This is a genomic window from Arthrobacter sp. UNC362MFTsu5.1, from assembly GCF_000685965.1.
GTDB lineage: Bacteria > Actinomycetota > Actinomycetes > Actinomycetales > Micrococcaceae > Arthrobacter.
In genome coordinates, this window is the sequence record NZ_JMLE01000008.1 from 182,183 (window position 1) to 188,845 (window position 6,663).

The window sequence follows — 6,663 nt, forward strand, 5'->3', positions numbered from 1 at the left end:
GTGCTGGGGCTGGAGCTCATCAACGCCGGAATGCTGGCCCGTGTGGGCGGCAAGGCGGCCAACCTGGGCGAAACCATGGGTGCCGGGCTCCCCGTGCCGCCCGGCTTCTGCCTGACCACGGAGGCGTACCGGCGGGCCGTGGGCCCCGCTGGACTTGAAGGCGTGCACGCCGCACTCGCCGCCACCGGGACAGACGACCTCGCGGGCCTGGCCACGCTGGCGGCCCGGGCACGCGGGCTCATCCTCGCCGTGGACGTTCCGCCGGAGATAGCCGACGCCGTCAGGGAGTCCTACGCCGCGCTGGGCACTAACGTTCCGGTGGCTGTGAGGTCGTCCGCGACGGCCGAGGACCTGCCGCTCGCGAGCTTCGCCGGGCAGCAGGACACGTATTTGAATGTGGTGGGCGATGACTCCGTTCTGGCCGCCGTCCGGAAGTGCTGGGCGTCGCTGTGGACGGACCGGGCAGTGACCTATCGGGCCACCCACGGGATCAGCCCGTCTACTGTGGCGTTGGCGGTGGTGGTCCAGAGCATGGTGGACGCCGAGGTGGCGGGTGTCTTGTTCACGGCGAACCCGGTGACGGGCCGGCGGCTTGAGGCCGTGATCGATGCCAGTCCCGGGCTGGGCGAAGCGGTGGTTTCGGGAGCCGTTAATCCGGACCACTTCGTGGTGGACACGGCCACCAAGGAGATCCTGGAACGGCGGGAGGGGGATAAGGGGCTCGCCATCAGGCCGCTCGCCGGAGGGGGTACCGAGCGGATCAACCTTGTCCCGGATTCCGTCCCTTCCCTCAGCGATGGCCAGATCCGGGAACTGGCCGCCCTGGGCAGCAGGGTGGAGCGGCACTACGGGGCGCCGCAGGACATCGAATGGGCCATCGACGCCGCGGACAAGCTCTTCCTGGTGCAGTCCCGGCCCATCACCACGCTGTATCCCCTGCCGGATCCGCGCCCCGACCTGCGGGTGCCCGAGGGGACTCGCGTCTTCCTGTGCTTCAGCCTTGCCCAGGGGCTGACCCGCCCGCTGACCCCGATGGGGATGGCCGGCTTCCGGATGATCGCGTCCTCGGTGGCCCGTGCGGCCGGCTTCGACGTGCCCGAGCCGCGCAACGGCCCGGCCCCGTTCCGGCAGGCAGGGCAGCGCCTCTTCGTCGACCTCACCCCGGTGGTCCGCAGCAGCGTGGGCCGCGCCATTGTGCCCCGTGTTTTCGACATTATGGAAGCCAGATCCGCCACGGTACTCCGCCGGCTGTTCGCTGACCCGAGGTTCTCGGTCACGCTCAGGTCGCCGTGGCCGCTCCTCCGGCATGTAGTTCCGCTGGCGGCGAAGGCCAGGGTTCCGGAGTCGTTCCTCCGGGCGCTCCTTCGACCGGAAGCGGCGCTTCAGCGTGTGGATAGATTCGGCGCGCGGTTCCGGGGCGGCCTCGTGGTCCCGGACACGGCCACGCCTGCGGAACGGCTGGAGCAGGCCGAACGCATCCTGGGCGAGAGGCTCTTCCACATCGTTCCGGCGGTAATGCCGCTGCCCGCTCTGGGGTTCGCGCTGCTGGCGGTCGCCGGGAAGCTGGCGGGGCAGGGCTCCGAGTCCGGTGCCCTGCAGGGCGTCCTCCGGGGCCTCCCCAACAACGTGACCACGGAAATGGACCTTGCCCTCTGGCAGTTGGCCACGGACATCCGCTCCCACCCGGGGGCCGCCGCCGTTTTTGAGGGGGCCTCTCCGGCTGAACTGGCGCGGCGGTACCGCTCCGGCGGGCTTCCCGCCGTCGTGCAGTCCGGGCTGGCGGGCTTCCTGGCACGGTACGGCCACCGCGCCGTGGCGGAAATCGACCTCGGCATGCCCCGCTGGTCGGACGACCCCGCGCACATCCTGGGAGTCCTGGCGAACTATCTCAAACTCGACGATCCGGCACTGGCCCCGGACCGGCAGTTCGCCAACGCCGCCCGCGAGGCAGAGGCCCAGATCGAGAGGCTAACAGCGATCGCGGGGAGCAAAGGCGGTCCGGCCGGCAGGCTGCGGGCCCGCATGGTGCGTGGTGCGCTGACGCGGACCCGTTTGTTCGCCGGACTGCGCGAACTGCCGAAATACCACATTGTCGAAGGCCTGGCTTCGGTGCGGAAACAGCTGACGGCGGTGGGGGAGGCGCTCGCCGCGGCAGGCAGCATCGCCGAGGCCGACGACATCTTTTTCCTCGACTTCGCCGAGGCGCACCGGGGCCTTGCAGGGGAGTCTCTGCGGGGAATCGTGGCCGAGCGCCGCGAGGCCTACGACGCCGAAATGGGCCGCCGTCGCATTCCCCGGGTGCTGCTTTCGGACGGAACGGAACCCGAAGCGCTGCACGGCACCGCCGCCGGCACGGCGGCCGGGGTCCTGTCCGGCACGCCGGCGTCGGCCGGAACCGTCACAGCCCGGGCGCGCGTCATCCTGGACCCGCAGGGCGCCGCGCTGGAACCCGGTGAGATCCTGGTGGCCCCGTCAACGGATCCGGGGTGGACGCCATTGTTCCTCACCGCCGGCGGGCTTGTGATGGAAATGGGCGGGCCCAATTCCCACGGCGCGGTCGTCGCCCGTGAGTACGGAATTCCCGCCGTCGTGGGCGTCCCGGACGCAACCTCCGCCATCAGCACCGGGCAGCTGATAACGCTCGACGGCGGGGCCGGCACGGTCGCGCCGGCAGCGGGCTGAGCCGCCCCGGCAAGCGCACGACGGCGACGTCCCAAAGGGGTGTAGCGGGCGGGTCCGAAGCGTACTCTGGAATCAATAAGCTGCAATGTTGGAGCGGAGTTGTCATGACCAGAAAGTGGCTGCGGTGGATGCCCGCCGCCGCCGTGCCCGCCGTAATTGCCGCCGCTGCGCTGGCAGGGTCCTTGCCGGCAAGCGCCGGGGACCCTTTGCCCGCCAAGACGCCGCAAGAGGTCCTGGCGCTGGTAGCGCATCACTCCGCTCCGTCGCTCTCCGGGACGTTGGAGCAGACGTCCCGGATCGGCCTGCCCGAGCTTCCGAAAACCGGGCCGTCGGCCGGCGGCGCAGCGTCCGTCCTTGAGCTGTTGAGTGGGCCGCATACCGCCAGGGTGTTCCTGGACGGACCGCGCAACGTGCGGGTCCAGGTCCTGGACCGCCTCGCTGAACGCAATGCCGTACGCAGCGGGGACGAGGTGTGGCTGTACAGCTCCAGGGACAACACCGCCACTCACCTGACACTCCCCGCCGATGCCGGCCGGCATCATGATGTTGGCCAGTACAAGCATCCCGGTGCGGGCACGGACGGTGTGATGCCGACGCCGGAGGACCTGGCCGCCCGGTTCCTTGCGGCCGCTGACCCCACCACTGAGATTTCAGTGCTTCCGGAGGTCAACGTTGCCGGCCGGGCCGCTTACAACCTGGTGGTCACCCCGCGGACGGAAGGCACCCTGATCGCTTCGGTAGCCATCGCCGTTGACGGCCAGAGCGGCCTGCCGCTGAGCGTCGAACTGAAGGCCCGGGGCCAGAGCGAACCGGCCTTCAAGCTGGCGTTCACCAGCCTGTCACTTGAAGCCCCGGACGCCTCACTGTTCGCCTTTAGCCCGCCGCCGGGGGCCACCGTCAAGGAAGTCGAAGTACCGGCCCACGGAACGGGAAGCCTGCCCGGACACCGCTGGCCCGGACACCGTACGGAAGAGGGCGTGGTTCCTGACGCTGCAGTTCCTGATGCTGTAACGCCGGATGCTGCGGTTCCGGAGGCTGTGGCACCGGATGCTGCAGCAGCGCGGCCTACGGTGACGGGTACCGGCTGGGAGAGCGTGGTTGAATTCCCCGCCAGCGCCGCATCTGCGGAGGCCGGTGCGATGATGTCCAGCGATCCGCTGCTTCAGCAGGCCGCTGTGGCGGTGCCGGGCGGACGGCTGTTCAGCACCGCCGTCGTAAATGTGCTGTTTACCGATGACGGGCGCGTTTTCGCCGGGTCTGTTCCCGCGGACCGCCTGCTGACCGCTGCTGCCGCGAGGTGACAGTCGCGGGACGGAGCGCTGAGCTGGCCATAGAGACGCGCGGCCTCAGCAAACGGTTCGGCCATCAGCTGGCCGTGGACGGCGTTAATCTGGCCGTCCCGAGGGGTTCGGTGTTCGGTTTCCTGGGCCCGAACGGCTCCGGCAAAACCACCACCATCCGCATGATGCTGGGGCTCGCCGGGGCAACGCGCGGGTCGGTCAGCGTGCTGGGGCTGGAGATGCCGGAGCGCTTCCACGACGTCCTGCCGCGTGTGGGTGCCCTGGTGGAAGGTCCCGCGTTCTACCCGTTCCTGTCCGGAGCAGCCAATCTTCGGCGCCTCGATGCGGCGGACCCTTACGCCGTACAGTCCACGCGGCGTGCGCGGGTGGAGGCCGCGCTGGAACGCGTGGGCCTGACGCATGCCGCCGGGAAGAAAGTCCGCGCGTATTCGCTCGGCATGAAGCAGCGCCTGGGCATCGCCAATGCGCTCCTCTCGCCCCGGGAACTGCTGGTGCTCGACGAGCCCACCAACGGCCTGGATCCCCAGGGCACCCGCGAAGTGCGCTCCCTGGTCCGCTCCCTTGCGGCCGACGGCGCCACGGTTTTCGTCTCCAGCCACCTGCTGGCGGAGGTGGAGCAGATCTGCACGCACGCGGCGGTCATGAGCGCGGGCCGGCTGGTGGCGCAGGGAACGCTCGCTGAACTGCGGGACGAGGGCAAGGTCAGGATCCGCCTGGTAACGCCCGACGCCGGCCTGGCCGAGGGCGTTTTCGCCCGGCTGGGAATGACGCCCATGGGCGGCCGGAGCAATGGTGCGCTGGTTTACGGCGACAGCCGGCGGGCCGGGGATACCGGCACGGCCGGAGACGCAGGGCAGTTGGGCGACACAGGGCAGTTGGGCGACGCAGGGCAGTCGGGGGTTGCCGTGGAACCGGAGGCCGTGGTGGCCGCCATGGTGGCGGCCGGTGTACGGGTGCGCGGCTTCGCCGTGGAGCAGGGCAGCTTGGAGGACCGCTTTGTGGCGCTGACGGGGGAGGGGTTCGACATTGCCCAATAAGGAAGTTGTCGCGACGGATGCACCGGCCAAGGCTTCCTCCGGATTGCCTCTGCTGGCCTCCGAACTGAGCGTCCTTTTCCGCCGGCGCCGGACCTGGGCCATGCTGCTGGCGCTAGCGGCCGTGCCGGTGCTGATGGCCATTGCCGTCCGCGTGTCCTCGGCCGTTCCACCAGGCCGCGGACCTGCCTTCCTGGACAGGATTACCCAGAACGGGCTGTTTGTGGGGGTAACGGCGCTGCTCGTGTGTGTGCCGCTATTCCTGCCGCTCACCGTGGGCGTGGTGGCCGGGGATACGATCGCGGGCGAGGCTGGCCTCGGCACCTTGCGCTACCTCCTGGTGGCGCCGGCCGGCCGCGTGCGGCTGCTGCTGGTCAAATACGCCGGCGCCGCCGCGTTCTGCATCGTGGCTCCGCTGGTGGTGGCGCTGGCGGGGGCAGGGATCGGGACGGCCCTGTTTCCGGTAGGCCCGGTGACGCTGCTGTCCGGCGACGTGATCACCCCGGGGGAGGCAGTGGTGCGCCTGCTGCTCGTGGCGGCGTACCTGACCGTGTCGCTGCTGGGGTTGTCCGCCGTCGGACTCTTCCTGTCCACCCTGACCGATGTTCCGGTGGGCGCCATGGCGGCCACCATCGTGGCGTCCGTGGTGTCACAGGTTGTGGGTGAGCTGCCGCAGCTGGAATGGCTGCACCCCTGGCTGTTCAGCCACTACTGGTTCGGTTTCGCGGACCTGCTGCGCCAGCCGATTGCCTGGGATTCCTTTGGCAGTAATGCGTTGCTGCAGGCAGGCTACATCGCGGTCTTCGGGGCGCTGGCCTACGGCCGGTTCGTCACGAAGGACGTTCTGTCCTAGTACCGTGCAACGGTCGGGTGGAGCTGCATTCCGGCCATCCAGGTCAGGTCAGTGACCGTGATGCCGTCTTCCGGGCTCAGGGCCTGGACCACGCGTCCGCCGCCAAGGTAGATGGCTACGTGGTAGAAATCGGGGGCTGACCCCCAGACCAGGAGGTCACCGGGCTGCGCCTGTGAAAGAGGTACATGAACGGGCGCCTGCGCGTACTGCTGGGCCGCCGTACGCGGAAGGTATTTGCCGGCCGCAGCGAAGGCATTCTGCACCAGCCCGGAACAGTCGAAGCCGAGCGGGCCGGAGCCGCCGTAGTTGTAAAAGTAGGGAGAGCCCACCTTGCCCAGCGCCACCGAGATGGCAGTCTGGTTTGAGCCACCCGGAGACGGGGCGGGAGCAGGGGCCGGAGCCGGGACGGCCGGTGCGGGAACTACTGGCGCGGGCTGAGTCGGAGCCGGGACCACGGGCGCAGGCGGAGCAGGTGCAGGCGGGGCCGGATCCGCGGGCGCGGGGTTGGCCGGGGCAGGTGCGGGAGCAGCCGGCGCCGCCGGGGCGGGTGCGGGGGCACCCGGGGCCGGGCTGTTGGGCGCTGCCTCCGCCCGGGCCGCAGCCTGGGAAGCTGCTGCAGCGGTGACGGCAGCCAGCCGTTCCTGGGCACGCTGGCGGTCCAGCGCATCAACCCTGGCTGACTCGAGTGCCACCGTGGTGTTCTTGAGGCTTGCCAGCTGGTCCACGAGCACGGTGCGCTGGGCCTTCGCCTCGGAGACCGCCTTCGCCTGCGCCGCGTTGGCGCGTTCGGCTT

General features: G+C 70.0%; 5 protein-coding genes. 4 read left to right on the top strand and 1 reads right to left on the bottom strand.

Annotated elements, in window-relative coordinates:
- Window positions 1-30: 30 nt before the first annotated feature.
- From BS38_RS0110135 to BS38_RS0110150, 4 genes are all read left to right on the top strand, one after another.
- Window positions 31-2,682: a PEP/pyruvate-binding domain-containing protein gene (locus BS38_RS0110135; RefSeq protein ID WP_197024927.1), complete on the top strand. Its 2,652-nt coding sequence runs from the start codon at window positions 31-33 to the stop codon at window positions 2,680-2,682.
- A 104-nt stretch (window positions 2,683-2,786) separates the two neighbouring features.
- Window positions 2,787-3,983 (top strand): LolA family protein, encoded by a 1,197-nt coding sequence (locus BS38_RS0110140; RefSeq protein WP_028270699.1) that lies wholly within the window; start codon window positions 2,787-2,789, stop codon window positions 3,981-3,983.
- Entirely contained in the window at window positions 3,980-5,020 is a 1,041-nt protein-coding gene (locus BS38_RS0110145; RefSeq protein WP_028270700.1) for an ABC transporter ATP-binding protein, read from the top strand. Before BS38_RS0110140 ends, BS38_RS0110145 begins: the two co-directional genes overlap by 4 nt.
- Window positions 5,021-5,063: 43 nt before the next feature.
- Complete coding sequence (locus BS38_RS0110150) at window positions 5,064-5,870, top strand: ABC transporter permease (RefSeq protein ID WP_156037104.1); 807 nt, start codon at window positions 5,064-5,066, stop codon at window positions 5,868-5,870.
- Here BS38_RS0110150 and BS38_RS24900 read toward each other — a convergent pair.
- On the bottom strand, window positions 5,867-6,663 hold a 797-nt coding region (locus BS38_RS24900), incomplete at its 5' end, for a C40 family peptidase (protein WP_043438293.1). The two genes, BS38_RS0110150 and BS38_RS24900, sit on opposite strands and share 4 nt — an antisense overlap.